Below are 19945 nucleotides of genomic sequence, written 5' to 3' on the forward strand. Positions count from 1 at the left end.
CTCGCGCCGCCGGGATTGGCATGGGTGCCTTTCCCGATGACGACTTGGCCGGTCAAAGCGGGGTCTATCCGAAGGGAACTCTCTCCATGGACAAAGCTGACTTCAGGTCACGCTTTTGGGGTCCGGCTGCCGTCTTGGCCGTCTCCGTCTCCGGCTTCGCTCTCTCGACGAGCGTAGCACTGGCGCAGGCCGAGGATGCGGCCGCGGCGAACGCGGGCGCGCCCCGTACGTCGATCGAAACCGTCACGACCCAGGCCCAGAAGGTCGAGACGAACATCCAGTCGACCCCGGTTGCCGTCACGGCGATCTCCGGTGACACGCTGCAGCGTTCGTTCGCCCAGGATCTTCGCGATCTGAGCAAGAACACGCCGAACGTCATGCTTGAGCCGGTCGGCGCGTTCCAGAACGCCTCGGCCTTCTTCATCCGCGGCTTCGGCAGCACGGACATCGAGTCCGCCGGCGACCCCGGCGTCGGCATCTTCGTCGACGGTGTCTATCAGGCCCGTTCCTCGACCGGCCTGTCGGACATGCTCGACGTGGAAGCGGTCGAAGTCCTGCGCGGTCCGCAGGGCACCCTGTTCGGCCGCAACACCATCGTCGGCGCCGTCCTGCTGAACCACAAGAAGCCCGACGTCGATGAATTCGGCGTCTCCGGCTCGGTTCTGGCCGGCAATTACGGCCGTATCGACATCAAGGGCGTGGTCAACGTGCCGATCGTCGAAGGCGTCGCCGCCGTCCGTCTGGCGATGAAGTCGACCAATTTCGACGGCTTCTACACCAACACCGTCGACAACAAGCCCTATGGCGGCAACGAGCGCCTGACCTTCAACCCGAGCCTGGGTGTGGTCGGCGAAAACTGGGATCTGACGATCCGCGGCGAATTCGCCCGCATCCGCGACGATTCCTACGCCAACGTGCAGTACAGCCAGTGCCCGGGTACCAATGGCGTGCCGAATGTCGGCGCGTTCCAGACCGTCCCGCTGATCAGCGTGCTCTACAAGGGTAACGCCGGTCTCGACGCCTGCGGCATTGCGCCGAGCAAGGAATCGTTCACGGTCTCGCACGACAACACCAGCGGCCGCGGTTCCGACTTCGACGTGTGGGGCATCACCGGCGAGCTGAACTACAACATTCCGGACGTCGGCACGCTCAGCTACGTCGGCAACTACCGGAACACCGAAGAAGACGTGTATAACGACTTCGACGCCACCGACCTGCCGGTCTACATGACCCGCCGTCAGCAGGATCACTGGCAGACCAGCCACGAGTTGCGCTTCGCGTCCGAGTTCTCGGACACGGTCGATTTCGTCGCCGGCCTGTACTACTTCAAGCAGCGGTACTACATGGAACAGGACACTTTCGGGTGGCTGTTCGATGCCGGCTTCGGCAATGCGCTGCGTAACGCCCTGGGCGTGAACACCGGCACCACCACCACGTTCGACGATCTGAACCCGAACGCGGGCGGTTTCGGCGCCACCACCCAGACCAACGAATCCTGGGCCGCGTTCCTCAACGTGAACTACCACATCACCGACACCATCACCCTGTTCGGCGGTCTGCGGTACACGGAAGAGAGCAAGGACTTCGAAACCTGCGCGCCGTCGGCGGTGAACGACCGGATCAACCGGCTGTGCAACACCACCCCGGGCCTCGTCGGTTCCACCTACTACAACAGCCTTCTGCAGCTGGCGCCGGGCGACAGCAACTGGAGCAACGTGAGCCCCAAGGCGGGCGTGAACTGGCAGGCCACCGACGACCTGTTCGTCTACGGCAGCTGGACCCGTGGTTTCCGTTCGGGCGGCTTCAACGGCCGTTGCGGCACGCCGTTCTCGTGCACTCCGTTCGACCCCGAAGTGGCCGATTCCTATGAATTGGGCTTCAAGTGGGATCCGATGCAGGAACTGCGCATCAACCTGACCGGCTTCTGGCTGGAGTACAAGAACCAGCAGGTTCCGCTGATCCGTCAGTCTCCCGGCGGTTCGGGCGGCGGCAACGAGACCGTCACGGCCAATGCCGGTTCGGCCCGCGCCAAGGGTGTCGAACTGGAAGTGACCGCGGTTCCGACCGAAGGCCTGAAGATGTGGGGTGCTCTCGGCTTCCTCGACGCCAAGCGGACCAGCTTCTGCGCGGACGTCGATGGCGTTGGCGCCTTCCCGGGCGCGCCGGGTTCGTCGTGCAATCCGGATGACGAAATCCTGCTGACCAACCCGAACCCGATCGCCAACCCGAATGGCTACGGCTATTTCCCGGTCGACGCCTCGGGTCTGCCGCTGACCCGCGCTCCCAAGTGGACGCTGTCGGCCGGTCTGTCCTATGAAGTTCCAGTCGGCGACCTGGGCTTCGTCGAGTTCGCGGCCGACTGGCGCTATCAGTCCCGCTCGCTCCAGGCCGCAGCGGGCATTCCTCCGGGAAGCACCGCCGGCATCCAGAACTACAATGGCGTGCTGATCACCCCGTGGCGCGACAACGCGCACGTGTTCAACGGCAGCGTGACTTTCAACGAAGCCGACGACCGCTACCGCGTGTCGTTCTTCGTGAAGAACATCACCAATGTCCGTTACGTGCAGTCGATCACGGCGGTCGCCGCGCTGTTCAACTTCATGCAGCCGAACGAGCCGCGTCACTGGGGCGTCGAGATCTCCTTCGATCTCTGATCCCAGGCCACATGGCTGAACGGATTTCGGGGGACCTTCGGGTCCCCCGATTTTTTTTCCCCCGCGCCGGATCACTTACCGTCCCGCCGGAAACAAACAATCTATGTGGCATATTAATCACAGCCGGATTTAAACAATCCGCCTTGATGATTTTTTAGTTGCGGCCATTCCGACCCTGCACCAGCCTCATGCGATCGGCGCGCCCCAAGGGTGGCGTCGCGACCGCCAGCAGCGGCGGTCGCATCCTGTGCGGGCACCGATAGGGCGCCCCGGACGGGACGATGGAGAAGGGCCGTCATTTGAAACGGCTGCTGCTGGTTTGGGGTTCAACGCCTACTAGGGGAGTATCATGGAACAACCGAATATTTTCAGACGATTGCGCAGGCCGGCCGCCCTGCTGTCGGTGTCCGCCGTCGCGCTCGGCGCGAGCGCGGGCTGGGCCCAGGAGCCGCCGCCGGCGCCGCCCGCCTATAGCGGACCGCGCACACAGATCGAGACCGTCATCACGGAGGCCCAGAAGGTTGAATCGGACGTCCAGTCGACGCCCGTCGCCTTGACGACGGTAAGCGGCGCGGAGCTGGAGCGCACCTTCGCCCAGGACTTCCGCGACGTGGCCGGTACCGCGCCGAACGTCCTGCTGCAGCCTGTGGGCGCCTTCCAGAACGCCTCGGCCTTCTTCATTCGCGGCGCCGGCTCGGCCGACATCGAATCCGCCGCCGATCCGGGCATCGCGGTGTTGGTCGACGGCATCTACATGGCGCGCACATCCACCGCCCTGGTCGATTTCCTCGACGTGTCCGCCGTAGAGGTGCTTCGGGGCCCGCAGGGCACGCTGTTCGGCCGCAACGCCATCGGCGGCGCGGTGCTGCTGCGTCACAACGCGCCCGACGTGAATGAGTTTGGCGTTTCGGGATCGGTACTGGCGGGCAAACGTGGCCGTCTCGACATGAAGGGCACGGTCAACGTGCCGATCGTCGAGGGCGTCGCCGCCTTCCGTCTCGCGGTCAAGTCGACCAATTTCGACGGCTTCTACTACAACACCTACGACAACGAGAAAATCGGCGGTCAGGAACGCCTGACGATCCTGCCCAGCTTCCGTTTCGAGGGCGAGAACCTGGATGTCACCCTGCGCGGCGAATACAACCGCACCCGCGACGACAGCTTCCCCAACGTGCCGCACAACGTCTGCGAAACCGATCCGGCGCTGGGCACGGCCGGCAACGACCTGGTGATCACCACGGTGACGGCCCTCGCCGGCCCGGACGTGGCGCGCCAGTTCTGCGCCACCGAGGTCGGCAAGGACGACTTCACCATCAACCACGACCACTTCAACGGCTTCGGCGCCAATTTCGACGTCTGGGGCCTGACCGGCGAGGTGAACTACAACGTGCCGGACATGGGCACCTTCACCTATCTGGGCAATTATCGCGACGTGAAGGAGGACGTGTACAACGACTTCGACACCACGCCGTTCGACATCTTCAATACCCGCCGCCAGCAGTGGCACTGGCAGACCTCGCACGAATTCCGCTTTGCCTCGGAATTCTCCGACTTCGTCGACCTCGTCCTGGGCGGCTACTACTTCAAGCAGCACTACATGATGGAGCAGGACGGCTACGGCATCTTCAATGTCGGCGTGCCGAACAGCGGCCGCTCGAATGTGGGCCGCAGCGAGCAATGGCACGACCAGTGGTCGATCTTCGGTCAGGCCGACTGGCACATCACCGACTCCCTCACCCTGGTCACCGGCGTGCGCTATGACAGCGAACGCAAGGACTTCTACCATTGCGGCGTCGGCGCGGCCGATCCGGTCACCCGGCTGTGCCCGGTCAACGTACCGGGCATCACCGATGCCACCTTCGACAGCAAGGTGGATATCGGCGACGGTGTCGGTTTCGCCGACGGCACCAACAAGTGGTCCAACATCAGCCCCAAGGTCAGCCTGAACTATCAGTTCACCGACGACCTGTTTGCGTTCGCCAGCTGGTCGCGGGGCTTCCGCTCGGGCGGCTTCAATGGCCGCGCCAACTTCTCCTCCACGGCCGGTCCGTTCAACGAGGAAAAGGCCGACAACTATGAAGTCGGCGTGAAGATGGACCTGTTCGACCGCCGGCTGCGCCTGAACGTCGCGGCCTTCTGGACCGAGTTCTCCGATCTGCAGCGGACCATCATCCGCCCGGCGGCCAGCGGCAGCGGCGGCCAGGAAACAGTTACCGAGAACGCGGCCGACGCCCGTTCGCGCGGTATCGAACTGGAAATGACCGCGATTCCAGTCGAAGGCCTGACGCTGAATGGGTCGCTCGGCTACCTCGACGCCGACACGCTGTCCTGGTGCGCCGACCTCAACGGTCCGCTGGTCGGAACGCCCGCGGGCAAGGACAATTGCGGCACCGCCGTCAATCTCGGCGCCGCCGGCGTCCTCCAGCCCTTCGAGAACGCGGGTCTTGAAGTGACGCAGGCCCCAAAATGGACCACGCGCTTCGCGATCTCTTACGAGATCCCCGTGGGCAACGCAGGCTTCCTCACCTTCGCCGGTGACTGGCAGTACCGGAGCTCGCTGGCCCTCGTCGCCGCCGGCTTCCCGCCGGGCACCATGGATGGCGAGGTTCAGTTCAACGGTGATCGCGTCGTCGCCCGCCGCGACGCCGCTCACATCTTCAATGCCAACATCACCTGGCGCGAGGTCGAGGACCGCTACAAGGTCTCGTTCTTCGTGAAGAACCTGACCAACGAGCTCTATGTCAGCACGACCACCAACGTGGCCGGCCTGTTCAACTTCCGCCAGCCGAACGAACCCCGTCACTGGGGCGTGGAGATTTCCTTCGATCTTTGAGCTCACCATTCGGAACGACGTACTTGGGGGACCTTCGGGTCCCCCTTTTTTGTTGCCTGAAAGTCACGCATGAACGCCTGAACCGGGCAAAAATCCGATTTTGTTGCCTTTCGGCAACAGAAACTCCGCCAAATTCAAAACAAGTCAGCACTGTCGTTTTTTTCGATTGCGCTGCCCGTTCTCGATGGCGTTAAGATTTCCGCGGGGGCCATACCCCCTAAGCCCTTGCATATCAGCGAATACAAGTTGATGGGGCGGTTTCGGGGAAAAACAAACAGTCATTCCTGTTGCCGTCGGCTCTGTACAACCCCGCAGTTACAAGCGGGTCGCAAAATGCACCAGTCACGTCGTCCAGGGGGAGTAACTCATGGAAGCATACAACCGTTTCAGAACTTTGCGTAAACCACTCGGGGTTATGGCCGTTTCCGCCATCGCCCTGTCGTCGGGAGTGGCACTGGCGCAAGATGCCGCTCAGGAGGAATCCCAGAGCCGCGGCGTCCGCACCAGGCTGGAAACCGTCATCACCCAGGCCCAAAAGGTCGAATCCTCGGCGCAGACCACCCCGATCGCCACGACCACGGTCGAAGGCGACGAACTGCGCCGCGCCTTCGTGGTCGATCTTCGCGACCTTACCAACCAGGCGCCGAACGTCATGCTCGAGCCGGTCGGCGCCTTCCAGAATGCCGCCGCCTTCTCGATCCGCGGCTTCGGCACCGCCGACATCGAATCCTCGGCCGATCCGTCGGTCCCGGTCTTCATCGACGGCGTCTACATGGCCCGCAATTCGACTTCGCTGTCGGATTTGCTGGACATCTCCGCCGTCGAAATCCTGCGCGGTCCGCAGGGCACCCTGTTCGGCCGCAACACCATCGCCGGCGCGGTGCTGGTGCGTCACAACAAGCCGGACACATCCGATTTCTCGGTCAGCGGCAGCGTCGAGGCTGGCAATTACGGTACGCTGAACATCGAAGGCGTGGTCAACGTGCCCGTCGTCGAGGACAAGTTCGCCATCCGTCTGGCGGCCAAGTCGTCAAACAATGACGGCTTCTACAAAAATCTGACTGACGGCAGCAATTATGGCGGTGCGGACCGCATCACGCTCATGCCGTCACTCATCTTCACGCCCAACGACAATCTGGAAGTCATCATTCGCGGCGAATACGTCCGCGAACGGAACGATTCCTGGGCCAACACGCCCTACAGTGTGTGCCGCTCCGACGCCAACGGCAATTTCAGCCCGCTGACCTCACAGACCGTCCCCCTGATCGGCTGGGCGTATGAAGGCAACAGCATCACCCGGTTCTGCGGCCAGGAACGCGGCAAGCAGGATTTCGTGGTCGAACACGACAACACCAGCGGCCGCGGCTCCGACTTCGACGTCAAGGGCCTCACCGGCGAAATCAACTATTCGATCCCGGATGTCGGCACGATCACCTATGTCGGCAACTATCGCGACGTCTACGAGGACGTCTATAACGACTTCGACACCACGCCCCTGCCGATCTTCATGACCCGCCGCCAGCAGTGGCACTGGCAGACCACCCACGAACTGCGCTTCTCGTCCGACTTCTCCGACACGATCGAGTTCGTCGGCGGCGTGTTCTACTTCAAGCAGCACTACCGCATGGAACAGGACACCTTCGGCTGGCTGTTCGACCCGAATTTCGGCGCAGCCCTTGGCCAGGCCATCGGCGCCCGCCTGACCGGCGGTGCCAATCCGGGCCAGTACCTCGACGCGCTGAACCCGAACTCCGCGGGCTTCGGTGAAACCATCCACGATCACGAAGCCTGGTCGGTATTCGCTCAGGTCAATTACCACATCACCGACAGCCTGACCTTCGTTGCGGGTGTCCGCTACAATCAGGAAAGCAAGGATATCGAAACCTGCGCCCCGGCGACGGTCAACAGCTTCGTCCTGCGCGAATGCAACACCAATCCCAACGCACCTGGTTTCAACTACTTCGACAGCGACACCGACATCCTGGCCGGCAACAAGAACAAGTGGAACGATATCGGCCCCAAGGTCGGCCTGAACTGGCAGGCCACGGACGATCTGTTCCTCTACGCCAGCTGGACCCGCGGTTTCCGTGGCGGCGGCTTCAACGGCCGTTGCGGTTCGACCCAGACCTGCCAGCCCTACGATCAGGAGCGGGCCGATTCCTATGAAGTCGGCATGAAGTGGGATGGCCTCGACAACCGCCTGCGCGTCAACCTCACCGGTTTCTGGATGGAGTATGCGGACCAGCAGGTCGGCATCATCCGTTCGTCCGCCGGTTCGGGCGGTGGCCAGGAGACGGTTACCGACAACGCCGCCGACGCCGTGTCGCGCGGCATCGAACTGGAAATCACCGCTGTTCCGGCCGATGGCCTGAAGCTGTGGATGACCGGCGGTTATCTCGATGCCAAGCGGACCGATTTCTGCGTCGATATCGATGGTCCGTCGACCGTCAATCCCGGCCCGGCAAGCGGCTCGTGCGACCCGGACAATGCGTTCAGCTTCGTGTCGGGTGGCAGCACCTTCTTCATCTTCCCGACCGACAATTCCAACCTGCCGCTGGTGCGCGCGCCCAAGTGGACCTTCTCGGCCGGCCTGTCTTATGAAATCCCGGTCGGCAGCCTCGGCTTCCTGGAATTCGCCGGTGACTGGCGCTATCAGTCCAAGTCGAACCAGGCTTCCAACGGCGTTCCGGCGGGTTCGATCGCCGGTATTCCGAACTTCAACGGCTTCACCGTGACCCCGGTTCGCGATGCCGCGCACATCTTCAACGCCAGCATGACGTTCCGCGAGATCGACGACCGCTACAAGGTCTCGTTCTTCGTCCGGAACCTGACCAACGAACGCTACCTGCAGTCGCTGACCGCGGTGGCGACGCTGTTCAACTTCATCCAGGATAACAATCCGCGCACCTGGGGCGTTAAGATCTCGTTCGACATGTAGACCTCGTTTCAAGAGGCAGACCCTTTGGGGGACCTTCGGGTCCCCCTTTTTTTGATCTAAGGCCCGGTCGCTGGCAGACAACTGACATATTTGACAGAGTAAACGTCAGCATTACTGCCTAAATTTTATGCATTCACAGCGCTATGCTTTTGGGTGATGTTACGCAGTGGTAAATAGCGAAACCGAAACGGGGAAGGCTTCGGTTTTTCAAGGGGGTTAATCGACTTCCGGTCACGCCGGGAGACAGTGGATTTGTGTCTTGTAATAGGGAGGATTACACGATGACCAGGCGATTTGACTTGTGCACCGCATTTGGACCACCCATCCGGATTCTCACCGTGTCCGGCATCGCTCTCACCGCCGGCACGGCCATGGCCCAGGACTCGAAACCACCTGACAACACGATAGGTCGCCGCGTCATTGAACAGGTGGTCGTCAGCACCAAGCAGGGGCAGCAGGACGTTCAGAGCATCCCGGTCTCGATGACCGCCGTCACCACGGAACAGCTTGAGCGAACCTTCGCCCAAGACCTGCGCGACGTGACCCAGTACGCCCCGAACGTGTCACTGGAGCCTGTTGGCATCTTCCAGAACTCGGCCTCGTTCTACATCCGCGGCCAGGGAACAGCGGACATCGAATCCGCGACCGATCCCAAGGTGTCCATCTTCATCGACGGCGTCTATCAGGCCCGCGTCTCCACCGCCCTCGCCGACTTTCTCGACGTCTCCGCGGTACAAATTCTGCGCGGCCCGCAAGGCACCGAGTTCGGCCACAACACCGTGGCCGGCGCCGTGGTGGTCGAACACAACAAGCCGGACCCGTCGGATGCCAGCCTGTCCGGCGGCGTGCTCGTGGGACAGTTCGGACGCCTCGACGTGAAGGGCATCGTCAACGTGCCGCTGGTCGAGGACAAGGCGGCGCTGCGCATCGCCGCCAAGTCGACCAACTTCGACGGCTTCTGGTTCAACTCCTACAATAACGAAAAACGCGGCGCCAACGAGCGCCTGACCCTCAACCCGTCCATCCGCTTCACGCCCAACGACAATCTCGACGTCGTCATCCGGGGCGAATACAGCAGGACGCGGGACGACACCTATCCCGGACAGTCGCACAATTACTGCCGGCAGAGCACGCTGCAGGCCCTCGGGCCGGGCGGCGGCGGCTTCGGTCCCGGCGCCGCGAACGACCTCGGTATCCTGGCGGAATTCCTGTTCGCCAACGTGGTTCAGGGCAAGGACGCCCTGACCGCCGCCGCCCAGGCCGACGCCTTGTGCGGCAAGCCGATCGAGGATGTCACCGTCAAGGAGGAGTACACATTCTACAACGAGGAGGAACGCGGCAATTTCGCCAACAACGACATCTGGGGCATCACCGGCGAGATAAGCTATGACCTGCCGGATATCGGCACGCTCACCTATGTCGGCAACTACCGGAAGGTCTCGGAGAGCATCCGGTTCATGATCGAGACCTCGTCCATGGACCTCTTCGCCGGGCAGCGGGACCAGGAGCATTTCCAGACGACACACGAGCTCCGCTTCGCCTCGAGCTTCTCCGACCGGTTCGACTTCGTCACGGGGCTGTATTACTTCAAGCAGGAATATACCATGCTCCAGCAGTCCTACGGGACCTTGTTCGAGCCCAACATCCTGTTCGGCCCCTTCAGCGGCACCACCTTCACCAGCCCCGAGACCAACAGCCAGGGCGGCTGGACCAACCAGATCAACGAATCCTATGCTGCCTACGCGGCCGCCAACTGGCACATCAGCAGCCGCCTGACCCTCTCGGCGGGTATCCGCTATACGCACGAGACAAAGGACTTCCAGCACTGCGGCGTCGGCGCGGGCGACCCCACCGCCGAGTTCGCGGGCGACGCCTCGGGCTGCAACGACGTGCCCACCTGGACGCCGGATCTCGGCCTCGCCCCCTATCTGCCACCCGGCACCAACACGCCGCGCTTCCAGCTGGCGCCAGCCTATGGCTTCGACGCCAGCGGCGGCGTCGAGGGCGGCTGCCGCCCGGTCATGACCGGCAATCCGGCGGACGGTCAGATCTTCTGCAACAACCGTCTGCTGGGCAGCGCGAAGTGGAGCAATTTCAGCCCGCGCGTCGGCCTGAAATACGAGATCAGCGATGATGCCATGGTGTTCGGCACCTGGAGCCGCGGCTTCCGGTCCGGCGGGTTCAACGGCCGCGCCACCTCGCCCACCACCATCGGGCCATTCGACCCGGAACGCGCCGACAATTTCGAGGTCGGCGTGAAATCGGAATGGTTCGACAATCGCATGCAGCTCAACATCAACGGCTTCTGGACCATCACCCACAACCTGCAGCAGGCCTACATCCGTCCGTCGCAGGGTGCCGGCGGCCAGGAAACCGTCGTCGCCAACATCGGCTCGGTCACCAACAAGGGCGTCGAACTCGAATGGTCCGCCGTCCCGGTCGAGGGCCTCAGCCTGTTCGGCTCTCTCGGCTACATCGACACCAACCAGAAGGGCTTCTGCTCGGATGGCGATGGCTTCAGTGGCACCGATCCGAACAATCCGCCACCGCCGCCCTTCGACTTCCTCGAACAATGCGCCGAGGCCGAACAGGTCTACAACGAAATCGGCCAGTTTCTTGGCTGGCTCGTTCCCACCGATAACTCCAACCTGGTGCCCGGTCCCCGGACGTCGAAATGGACGTTGTCATTCGGCTTCGCCTATGAGCTGCCGGTCGGCAATCTGGGCAGCCTCACCTTCGCCGCCGATGGCCTTTACCGCACGAAGCAGTACATTTCCTCGTCCACGGCCGCCGAGCTGGACGGCGTTACCCAGTTCAACGGCAGTTTCCTCAGCCATTACAGGGGATCGTCACTGGTGCTGAACGGGTCGGTGACATGGCGGGAGGTCGAGGATCGCTACCGCCTGTCTTTCTTCGTCAAGAACATCACCAACGAACTCTACAATCAGGCGACCACCAATGTAGGCGGCCTGTTCGAGATTCGGGTGCCGAACCAACGGCGCCACTGGGGACTTGAGTTGACCTTCGACCTCTGAGGCGATGGTCGGAACATGGTTCGGAGGGAGCTTTCCTGGCTCCCTCCGTTTTTTTATTTCAAACGGCATTGGGACGGCACTGAAAGGTGACAAGCGGCGGCCCGCCGCTTACAGTTCATCAACAATTATGCGTCCGTGCTGGTTACTATCGGCAGGTCAGGATTTTCGAGTACCGGCATGCAGCAAACGACTGGGTCCAAGGCGAAAGAAAACAGGAAGGTTGGCTTTGTCCTTCTCGCCATCGTCCTGTGCGGCGCGGCTGCCTGGTGGCTGTTCTTCCGGGGCGACGAACCCGCCAACGCCCATGTGCCGCCTGCCGGCGTTGCCGTCGTGGTGGAAGCGTCGCCTGTCCGGATCGACTCCATAATCGATGAGGTCAAGGCGATCGGCACCTTGCGGTCCGAGGATTCCATCGTCCTCCGGCCAGAGATATCCGGCCGTGTGGTGGCGCTCGGCTTCAAGGAAGGTCAGCCCGTTCGCAAGGGGCAGGTGCTGGTCACCCTGGACGCTTCGATTCATCAGGCCGAACTGGCGCAGGCCGAGGCCAGCCTGACCCTGAGCCGGGCCAACAATGCCCGCGCCGCCGAACTGCTGGCGCGCGGCGCGGCGTCGAAGCGGACCGGCGACGAAACCCTGGCCAAGATGCAGATGGACGAGGCCAGCGTGGCGCTCGCCCGCGCCCGCCTGTCCAAGACCCGCATCCTCGCGCCCTTCGACGGCGTCGCGGGCCTGCGCAAGATCGCGGTCGGCGATTACGTCAGCCCTGGACAGGATCTGGTGGCGCTGGACGTCATCGACCCCATCAAGCTCGAGTTCCGGGTGCCGGAACTCTACATGGCGCAGGTGAAGGTCGGACAGGCCGTCCGGTTCGACATGGACGCGCTGCCCGGCCGCGGCTTCGAGGGCATCGTCTACGCCGTCGATCCGCAGGTGGACGTGGACGGGCGCAGTCTCGCCATAAGAGCGCGAGCCGATAACCAGGACCGACTGTTGCGGCCAGGCCTCTTCGCCCGCGTCTCTCTGACTCTCGCCCGGCACGACGAGGCGATGCTGATCCCCGAGGAAGCCATCGTACCCCAGGGCACCGACCATTTCGTCTACAGGATCCTCGACGGCAAGGCCGCCATGACCCAGATCGGCACGGGCATCCGGCGCGACAACATGGTGGAGGTGCTTTCCGGCCTGACCCCGGGGGACAAGGTCGTGACCGCCGGACAGCTGAAGCTGCATGACGGCGCGGCGGTCAGCATCCGCACGCCGCCGGCACCCTGAACATGCGTATTTCCGAACTCAGCATCCGGCGGCCGGTCTTCGCGACCGTGGTCAATCTGGTCATCGTGCTGCTGGGCCTGATCGCCTATGACCGGCTGTCAGTACGCGAATATCCCGATATCGACGTGCCCGTCGTCAGCGTCGAGACGCGCTATCCCGGCGCCAGCGCCAAGGTGATCGAATCCCAGGTGACCGTGCCGCTGGAAGAGGAACTGGCCGGCATCGACGGCATCGACTATGTCAGCTCGGTCAGTCGCGCCGAAAAGAGCGAGATCACCATCCGCTTCAAGCTGGACCGCGACGAGGACGACGCCGCCAGCGACGTGCGCGACCGCGTCGCCCGCGTGCGCGGCATCCTGCCCAGCGACGTCGACGAGCCGGTGATCGGCAAGGTGGAGGCCGACGCCAGCGCCCTGCTCTGGGTCGTCTTCTTCAGCGACAAGTACAACCAGCTGGAAGTCACCGAGACCATCGACCGGCTCATCAAGGACCGCCTGCAGGTGCTGCCCGGCGTCGCCAAGGTGATCTATTTCGCGCCCCGCTATTACGCCATGCGCATCTGGCTGGACCGGGAACGGCTTGCCGCCTTCGGCCTCACGCCCGCCGATGTCGAGGACGCGCTGCGCCAGCAGAACGTGGAAATCCCCGCCGGCCGCGTCGAGAGCAAGTCGCGCGAATTCACCGTACTGACCGAAACAGACCTCAACACGCCCGAGGAATTCGGCCAGATCATCCTCAAGAACGCCGATGGCTATCTGGTCCGCGTCAGGGACGTGGCGCGCGTCGAACTGGGCGCCGAGGAGAACCGCGAGATCGCCCGCTATGACGGCCGCGCGGCCATCGCGCTGGGCGTCGTGAAGCAGGGCAAAGCCAACCCGCTCGCCGTCGTCGAGGAAGTCCACGCGATCCTGCCCGACCTGATCGAGGCCCTGCCCGAAGGCATCAATGGCGACATCAACTGGGACCGCTCGGTCTATGTGAAGGCCTCCATCGACGCGGTCTTCGTGACCATCGCCGAGGCCTTCGTGCTGGTGCTCGCCGTCATCTTCCTGTTCCTGGGTTCATGGCGCGCGACGCTGATCCCGCTCGTCACCATTCCCATCTCGCTGATCGGCGCCTTCTTCCTGATCCTCGCCTTCGGCTTCAGCCTCAATTCGCTGACCCTGCTCGCCATGGTGGTCGCCATCGGCCTCGTCGTCGATGACGCCATCATCATGCTGGAGAACGTCTACCGCCACATGGAGGACGGGCTGGACCGCGTCCAGGCCGCTATCAAGGGCAGCGCCGAGATTGGCTTCGCCATCATCGCCATGACGCTGACCCTCGTCGCGGTGTTCGCGCCCGTCGCGTTCACGCCGGGACGGACCGGCAAACTGTTCACCGAATTCGCGCTGACGCTGGCGGGCGCGGTGCTGATCTCCGGCTTCGTCGCCCTGACGCTGACGCCGATGATGTGCTCCAAGATGCTGAGCCTGAGCGAGCGCGAATCCGGCTGGCTATCCCGCCGCATCGAGGCCGCCTTCCACCGCCTCAGCGGCGGCTATCGCCGGCTGCTTGGCCGGGTGATGCGGCGGCGCAATGCCGTTTTCCTCGTGGCGCTCGCCATCGCCGCCGCCACCGGCGCGCTCTACACGACCCTGCGCCATGAACTGTCGCCGCAGGAGGATCGCGGCTTCTTCGTTGGCTACTTCCTCGGCCCGGAAGGCGCCACGCCCGAATACATGGAGAGATACGCCGCCGAACTGGACAAGCTCTATGTCGGCACCAAGGACGTGGAGGACAAATTCTACACGGCGGTCGGCAGGCCGACGGTCAATCAGGGTTATGCCTTCGTCATCCTGAAGCCCTGGAACGAGCGGGATCGCGGCGCCCTCGACATCATCAAGGAACTGGGGCCGAAAATGGCCGCCGTTCCCGGCGTCATGGCCATCCCCAACAATCCCGGCGCCTTCGGCATGGCGCCCAGCGACGCGGCCATCGACTTCGTGCTGCAGACCAACGGCACCTACGAAGAACTCAACGACGTCCTCGGCAAGGTAGTCGACAAGGTCAGCAAGGTGCCCGGCTTCGCCGCCGTGCGCAACGATCTCAAGCTGAACAAGCCCGAGCTGAAGATCGACGTGAACCGCAACAAGGCCGCCGCCACCGGCGTGCGCATCGACGATGTGGGACGGACGCTGGAGACCATGCTGGGCAGCCGCGAGGTCACCCACTTCAAGCGTGGCAGCAAGCAGTATGATGTCATCCTGAAGATCGAGGACGTGGACCGGCGCAATCCGGAACATCTGCGGACCATCTTCGTGCGCAACCAGGACGGCCAGATGATCCCGCTCGACAATCTGGTCGACATGACGGAATCGGTCACGCCGCGCGAGCTCAACCACTTCAACAAGCTGCGCTCGGCCACCATCACCGTGAACCTGGCCCCCGGCTACAGCCTGGGCGAGGCCATCGAGACGCTGGAACAGGCGACCCGCGAGGTCGCGCCCCAGTCCATGCAGGTCGACTACAAGGGCAATGCCCGCGAATTCAAGCAGTCGGGCAGCACCATGGTCATCACCTTCATCCTGGCGCTGGGCTTCATCTACCTGTTCCTCTCGGCCCAGTTCGAGAGCTTCATGGACCCCATGATCGTCATGCTGACCGTGCCGCTCGCCATGGGCGGCGCGCTCGCGACCATGCATCTGACCGGCGGCACCATGAACGTCTACAGCCAGATCGGCCTGATCGCGCTGATCGGCCTGATTACCAAGCACGGCATCCTGATCGTCGATTTCGCCAACCGCATGGTCGAGGACGGCAAGAGCAAGACCGACGCGGTGATCGAGGCCGCCGTGCTCCGGCTGCGCCCGATCCTGATGACCACCGGCGCCATGGTGCTCGGCGCCGTGCCGCTGGCCATCGCCACGGGCGCGGGCGCGGAAAGCCGGCACGAGATCGGCTGGGTTCTGGTCGGCGGTCTGACCTTCGGGACCGTGTTCACCCTGTTCATCGTCCCGGCGTTCTACACCCTCCTGTCCCGGCGCAAGCCTGAGAGGGCGATGCCCGCCGGCGCGGCCATGCCGGCCGAATAAGCGCTACTCCTCGGGAAACAGCGCGACGATATCGCCGATCCAGCGATAGACGGCCGCATAGTGCGAATAGCCCGTACGCCCAAGCCGCACGATCACCAGATCGCGCGACGGCACCATGGCGATCACCTGCCCGCCATTGCCGGTCGCCATGAACAGGTCCGGCGCGCCGGGAATGCGGCCGCCGCCGTTCAGCCAGAGATGGGCCCCGTAAATCTTGTCCGGCTCGTGGGCCAGCGGCGTGCGCATGAAATCCACCCAGCCTTCCGGCAGGATGCGGCGCCCATCCCAGACCCCGCCGCGCAGCAGCAGCAAGCCGAAGCGCGCCCAGTCGCGCGCGGTGGCATGCAGCCAGGACGAACCGACAAACGTGCCGGACGCATCGAACTCCGGCTCGGCGCTGGTCATGCCGATGGGCTCGAACAATTCGCGCCGCATGAACGACAGGTACTGCGCCCGCGTGCCGCCCACCGCGTCGCGGATGATGCCCGAGAGAATGTTGGTCGTCCCGCTGGAATAGGACCAGTGCGTCCCCGGCGCGTGCGCCAGCGGACGGTCCGCCGCCCATTCCGCCATGTCATCACGGGCATGGCCGAACAGCATGGGCAGCACGTCCGAGGTGAACGGGTTGAAATAGGCTTCGGTGAAATCCAGCCCGTCGCTCATCTGCAGCAGGTGTCGCACGGTAATCGCGCGGCGCGGATCGCCCTCGCCGCGCCACCGTGCGACCGGCGCCGGATTGTCGAGCGCCAGCAAGCCATCCCGGACCGCGATGCCAGCGAGAACGCCGGTGACCGTCTTGGCCACGGACTGGGTCAGGAACTTGCGGTCCGCGTCAAACCCCGGCGCGTAGTGTTCAGCGACGATCCGGCCGCGATGAACGACGATCAACGCGCGCGTCCCTGGTAGCGCGTCAGGATCGGGATTGGCGAACGCCTCTTCCACCAGATCCTTGAGAGCCTTCCTGTCCGCTCCATCCAGCGAAGGCCCGAAACCCCAGGTCACTGTCGGCCAAGCCGGGCCCTCCGGCAGCGGCGGCGGCGTCAGTGCAACCGCCGCGCCCGGCGCAAACCAAAGCAGGGTAACGGCGTATAGTAGGCGCCGGATCATCGGACGACGCAGCCGATGCCCGGCTCATAGCGGGCGGAGGCATCCACCAGTCCCCAGATCGAGGTGGTCACCGAGCGGGCCGCCGCATCGAAGGTGAAATCCATCGGCGTGAAACCCACCGGATCCTCGTCCATGCAGGACTGCTCGCTGCCGCCATCGATGTATCGGCACTGACAGGCCCACTTGCCGCTGATATCGACCGCGAGCTGGCCGATCTGCGGCGCGCGGTACGCCAGATAGGCGGCGCCGGCGACCAGCGCCATGACCAGCGCGAATCCGATGCGCCGCCGCAGCCGCATCAAAGCGTGTAGGCGAGATCGTCCTTCGAGCGCTTGCCGTTCTCGAAGCTCTCGGCCTTGTAATAGGACCCTTCGATCTTGTCGGTCGTGCTCCAGTCACGCACGACGACGCGCTTGATGATCGACCACTCGCCATTGCGCTTCTTCAGCTTGTCCAGATACCGGCCGCCGAAACGATCCAGATACTGCGCGTCGCCATCGGTGCGCACATGATAGGCGACGAAATAGGTCTCGGCCTTGGCCGTTTCGTGATGAATGTCGATGATCGACTGGTTCAGCGTGTGCATGGTCGCATCGGTATGCTCGGCCAGCGCCTTGACGACATAGGGACCGAAGTCCTTGCCCGGTCCCTTGTAGCCGCCGTGGTCATCGGTGGATTCCACGTCATAGACCGAGCTGACGAGCTCGGCATCGCCCCGGTCCACACCGCGCGTATAGCGGTACAGAAGCTGGCGGATTTCATAGTCGTCGATCACGCGCTGCATCTTGCCGTCCATTCCGATCTCCCCTTCTTGGATGCGGCATGACTATAGTCGATCCAAAAGGGAGAGACGACATGGCAAACAAGGTTCTGGTCGCTGGGGCGAGCGGGCTGGTGGGACGCGCGGCCATCGAGCATTTCAGCGCGCTGGGCTGGGACGTGGTCGGCGTATCGCGCCGGCTGCCCGACGATCTCGATGGCGACGCCCAACTGATCTCGGTCGATCTGATGGACCGGGACGCGTGCGAGCGCGCATTCGGCGCCATGCACGACGTCACTCATCTGGCCTATGCCGCCCTGTATGAAAAGCCGGGCCTGTTCGCCGGTTGGCGCGAGCGCGACCAGATGGACACCAATTTGGCCATGCTGGCCAATCTGTTCGAGCCGCTCGAGCACGCCGCCGCCGGCCTGCGGCACGTCTCGCTTCTGCAGGGCACCAAGGCCTATGGCGCCCATTTCAAACCCATCGGGGTGCCCGCCCGTGAGCGCTGGCCGCGCGACGCGCACGAGAACTTCTACTGGCTGCAGGAGGATTTCCTGCGCGAGCGTCAGCTCGGCAAGGCCTGGAGCTGGACCGTGGTCCGCCCCCAGATCGTCTTCGGCCACGCGGTCGGCGCGCCCATGAACCCCATCGCCGCCGTTGGCGTCTACGCCGCCATCCGCCGCGAATTGGGCCTGCCGCTGTCCTATCCGGGCGGGCCACCGGTGGTGATGGAGGCCGCCGACTCGCGCATCGTCGCGCGCATGCTCGCCTGGGCGGCGACCGAGCCCGCCTGCGGCAATCAGATATTCAACGTGGCCAATGGCGACGTGTTTGTGTGGCCCTATGTCTGGCCCGCCATCGCCCGCTGTTTCGACATGGACACGGGCAGGCCCGAACCCATGTTCCTCGCCGAGGAGATGCCCAAATACGAAGCCGTCTGGCAGGACCTGGTGGCGCGCCACGGCCTGCGGCGTCATACCATCCGCGAACTGGTCGGCGACTCGTTCCATTACGTGGACGGCATCGGCGGCACCGGCCGCGAAAGGGCGCCGCCGCCGGCCATCGTCAGCACCATCAAGGCCCGCCAGATGGGCTTTCATGACTGCATCGACACCGAGGATATGTTCGCCTACTGGTTCGACAGGCTGCGCGCCCTGAAAATTCTTCCGCCGCTGTAGGAGTTTCCATGCATCTGGTCGTGCTCCCCGGCGACGGGATCGGTCCCGAAATCTGCGCGGCGACCCGCTCCGTCCTGGACCTGCTCAATGAAAAGCTGGCGCTGGGTCTCACTTTCGAGACCCATGAGATCGGCCTGGTCACGCTCGCGCGCGACGGAACCACCTTTCCGAAGACCGCGCGGAACGCGGCCATGGCGGCGGACGGCATCGTGCTCGGCCCCATCTCCCACGCGGATTATCCGCCGAAGACGGAATGCGGCATCAACGTGTCCGGCGACTTGCGCCTATCGCTCGATCTCTACGCCAATATCCGCCCGAGCCGGTCGCGCGATGGCCTGCCCTTCTGGGGCCGCACGCCCATGGACCTGGTGATCGTCCGCGAAAATACGGAAGGCTTCTACGCGGACCGCAGCATGCACATGGGCCCGGGCGAGTTCATGCCCACGCCGGACATGGCGCTGGCCGTGCGCAAGATCACCGCCCAGGCCTGCAACCGCATCGCCCGCGCCGCCTTCGACATGGCCATGGCCCGCCGCCGCCACGTGACGGCGGTCCACAAGGCCAATGTCCTGCGTGTTTCGGACGGGCTGTTCCTGCGCGAGGTCCGGGCCGTCGCCGCCGACTACCCCGACGTTGTTTACGACGAGCAGCTGGTCGATTCCATGACCGCCATGCTGGTGCGCGACGCCCAGCGTTTCGATGTGGTGGTGACCACCAACATGTACGGCGACATCCTCTCCGACGAGGCGGCCGAACTGTCCGGTAGCCTCGGTCTGGCCGGGTCGATTAATACCGGCGAACGCCATTGCATGGCACAGGCACAGCACGGGTCCGCGCCGGACATCGCCGGACAGGACCTGGCCAACCCGGTGTCACTGATCCTCTCGGCTGGACTGTTGCTGGACTGGCTGGGACGGCGGCATGGCCACCAGCATCTCAGCCACGCAGGCGCCTTGATCGAGTCCGTCACGGACTCGCTCGTGGCGCAGTCCGAGACCCGCACGGCGGACCTTGGCGGCAACGCGGGAACGCGGCGGTTTACCGAAGCATTCCGGGCCGAGATCATTGCCCGGCTCTAGGGCGGAGAGCCG

11 protein-coding genes are annotated in these 19945 nt (G+C 63.9%); 8 read left to right on the forward strand and 3 right to left on the reverse strand.

Going from position 1 to position 19945, the window contains the following annotated elements; genetic code table 11:
* The first annotated feature begins 86 nt into the window (after positions 1–86).
* From WJU17_RS05110 to WJU17_RS05135, 6 genes are all read left to right on the forward strand, one after another.
* Positions 87–2654 carry a TonB-dependent receptor gene (locus WJU17_RS05110; protein ID WP_346326255.1) on the forward strand — a complete coding sequence of 856 codons (2568 nt, stop codon included), beginning with the start codon at positions 87–89 and terminating at the stop codon, positions 2652–2654.
* A gap of 349 nt (positions 2655–3003) precedes the next feature.
* Complete coding sequence (locus WJU17_RS05115) at positions 3004–5487, forward strand: TonB-dependent receptor (RefSeq protein ID WP_346326256.1); 2484 nt, start codon at positions 3004–3006, stop codon at positions 5485–5487.
* A gap of 367 nt (positions 5488–5854) precedes the next feature.
* Entirely contained in the window at positions 5855–8425 is a 2571-nt protein-coding gene (locus tag WJU17_RS05120; RefSeq protein WP_346326257.1) for a TonB-dependent receptor, read from the forward strand.
* A 338-nt stretch (positions 8426–8763) separates the two neighbouring features.
* Positions 8764–11460: a TonB-dependent receptor gene (locus WJU17_RS05125; RefSeq protein WP_346326258.1), complete on the forward strand. Its 2697-nt coding sequence runs from the start codon at positions 8764–8766 to the stop codon at positions 11458–11460.
* 177 nt (positions 11461–11637) lie between these two features.
* Complete coding sequence (locus WJU17_RS05130) at positions 11638–12732, forward strand: efflux RND transporter periplasmic adaptor subunit (RefSeq protein WP_346326259.1); 1095 nt, start codon at positions 11638–11640, stop codon at positions 12730–12732.
* A gap of 2 nt (positions 12733–12734) precedes the next feature.
* Positions 12735–15806: an efflux RND transporter permease subunit gene (locus WJU17_RS05135; protein WP_346326260.1), complete on the forward strand. Its 3072-nt coding sequence runs from the start codon at positions 12735–12737 to the stop codon at positions 15804–15806.
* Between the two features lie 3 nt (positions 15807–15809).
* Here WJU17_RS05135 and WJU17_RS05140 read toward each other — a convergent pair whose 3' ends face one another.
* The 3 genes from WJU17_RS05140 to WJU17_RS05150 all read right to left on the reverse strand — a co-directional run bounded on the left by WJU17_RS05140 (position 15810) and on the right by WJU17_RS05150 (position 17709).
* Positions 15810–16808: a serine hydrolase gene (locus WJU17_RS05140; protein ID WP_346326261.1), complete on the reverse strand. Its 999-nt coding sequence runs from the start codon at positions 16806–16808 to the stop codon at positions 15810–15812.
* A 101-nt stretch (positions 16809–16909) separates the two neighbouring features.
* The gene (locus WJU17_RS05145; RefSeq protein ID WP_346326262.1) at positions 16910–17212 is read right to left on the reverse strand and encodes a hypothetical protein; all 303 of its coding nucleotides are present in this window, start codon (positions 17210–17212) and stop codon (positions 16910–16912) included.
* Positions 17212–17709, reverse strand: coding sequence for a nuclear transport factor 2 family protein (locus tag WJU17_RS05150; RefSeq protein ID WP_346326263.1), 498 nt, complete (start codon positions 17707–17709; stop codon positions 17212–17214). Before WJU17_RS05150 ends, WJU17_RS05145 begins: the two co-directional genes overlap by 1 nt.
* 59 nt (positions 17710–17768) lie before the next feature.
* On the opposite strand from WJU17_RS05150, the gene WJU17_RS05155 reads away from it, so the two are divergent.
* A complete protein-coding gene (locus tag WJU17_RS05155; RefSeq protein WP_346326264.1) occupies positions 17769–18854 on the forward strand; it encodes an SDR family oxidoreductase in 1086 nt (361 codons plus the stop codon).
* An 8-nt stretch (positions 18855–18862) separates the two neighbouring features.
* Positions 18863–19933 (forward strand): isocitrate/isopropylmalate dehydrogenase family protein, encoded by a 1071-nt coding sequence (locus tag WJU17_RS05160; RefSeq protein ID WP_346326265.1) that lies wholly within the window; start codon positions 18863–18865, stop codon positions 19931–19933.
* Positions 19934–19945: the final 12 nt, after the last annotated feature.

The sequence above is a fragment of the Iodidimonas sp. SYSU 1G8 genome (genome assembly GCF_039655775.1).
Taxonomy (GTDB): domain Bacteria; phylum Pseudomonadota; class Alphaproteobacteria; order SMXS01; family SMXS01; genus RI-34.

Excerpts from the sequence above, each read along its gene's own strand:
- WJU17_RS05110 (WP_346326255.1), top strand. The coding sequence starts at position 87 with ATGGACAAAGCTGACTTCAGGTCACGCTTTTGGGGTCCGGCTGCCGTC.
- WJU17_RS05115 (WP_346326256.1), top strand. The coding sequence starts at position 3,004 with ATGGAACAACCGAATATTTTCAGACGATTGCGCAGGCCGGCCGCCCTG.
- WJU17_RS05120 (WP_346326257.1), top strand. The coding sequence starts at position 5,855 with ATGGAAGCATACAACCGTTTCAGAACTTTGCGTAAACCACTCGGGGTT.
- WJU17_RS05130 (WP_346326259.1), top strand. The coding sequence starts at position 11,638 with ATGCAGCAAACGACTGGGTCCAAGGCGAAAGAAAACAGGAAGGTTGGC.
- WJU17_RS05135 (WP_346326260.1), top strand. The coding sequence starts at position 12,735 with ATGCGTATTTCCGAACTCAGCATCCGGCGGCCGGTCTTCGCGACCGTG.
- WJU17_RS05145 (WP_346326262.1), bottom strand. The coding sequence starts at position 17,212 with ATGCGGCTGCGGCGGCGCATCGGATTCGCGCTGGTCATGGCGCTGGTC.
- WJU17_RS05150 (WP_346326263.1), bottom strand. The coding sequence starts at position 17,709 with ATGGACGGCAAGATGCAGCGCGTGATCGACGACTATGAAATCCGCCAG.
- WJU17_RS05155 (WP_346326264.1), top strand. The coding sequence starts at position 17,769 with ATGGCAAACAAGGTTCTGGTCGCTGGGGCGAGCGGGCTGGTGGGACGC.
- WJU17_RS05160 (WP_346326265.1), top strand. The coding sequence starts at position 18,863 with ATGCATCTGGTCGTGCTCCCCGGCGACGGGATCGGTCCCGAAATCTGC.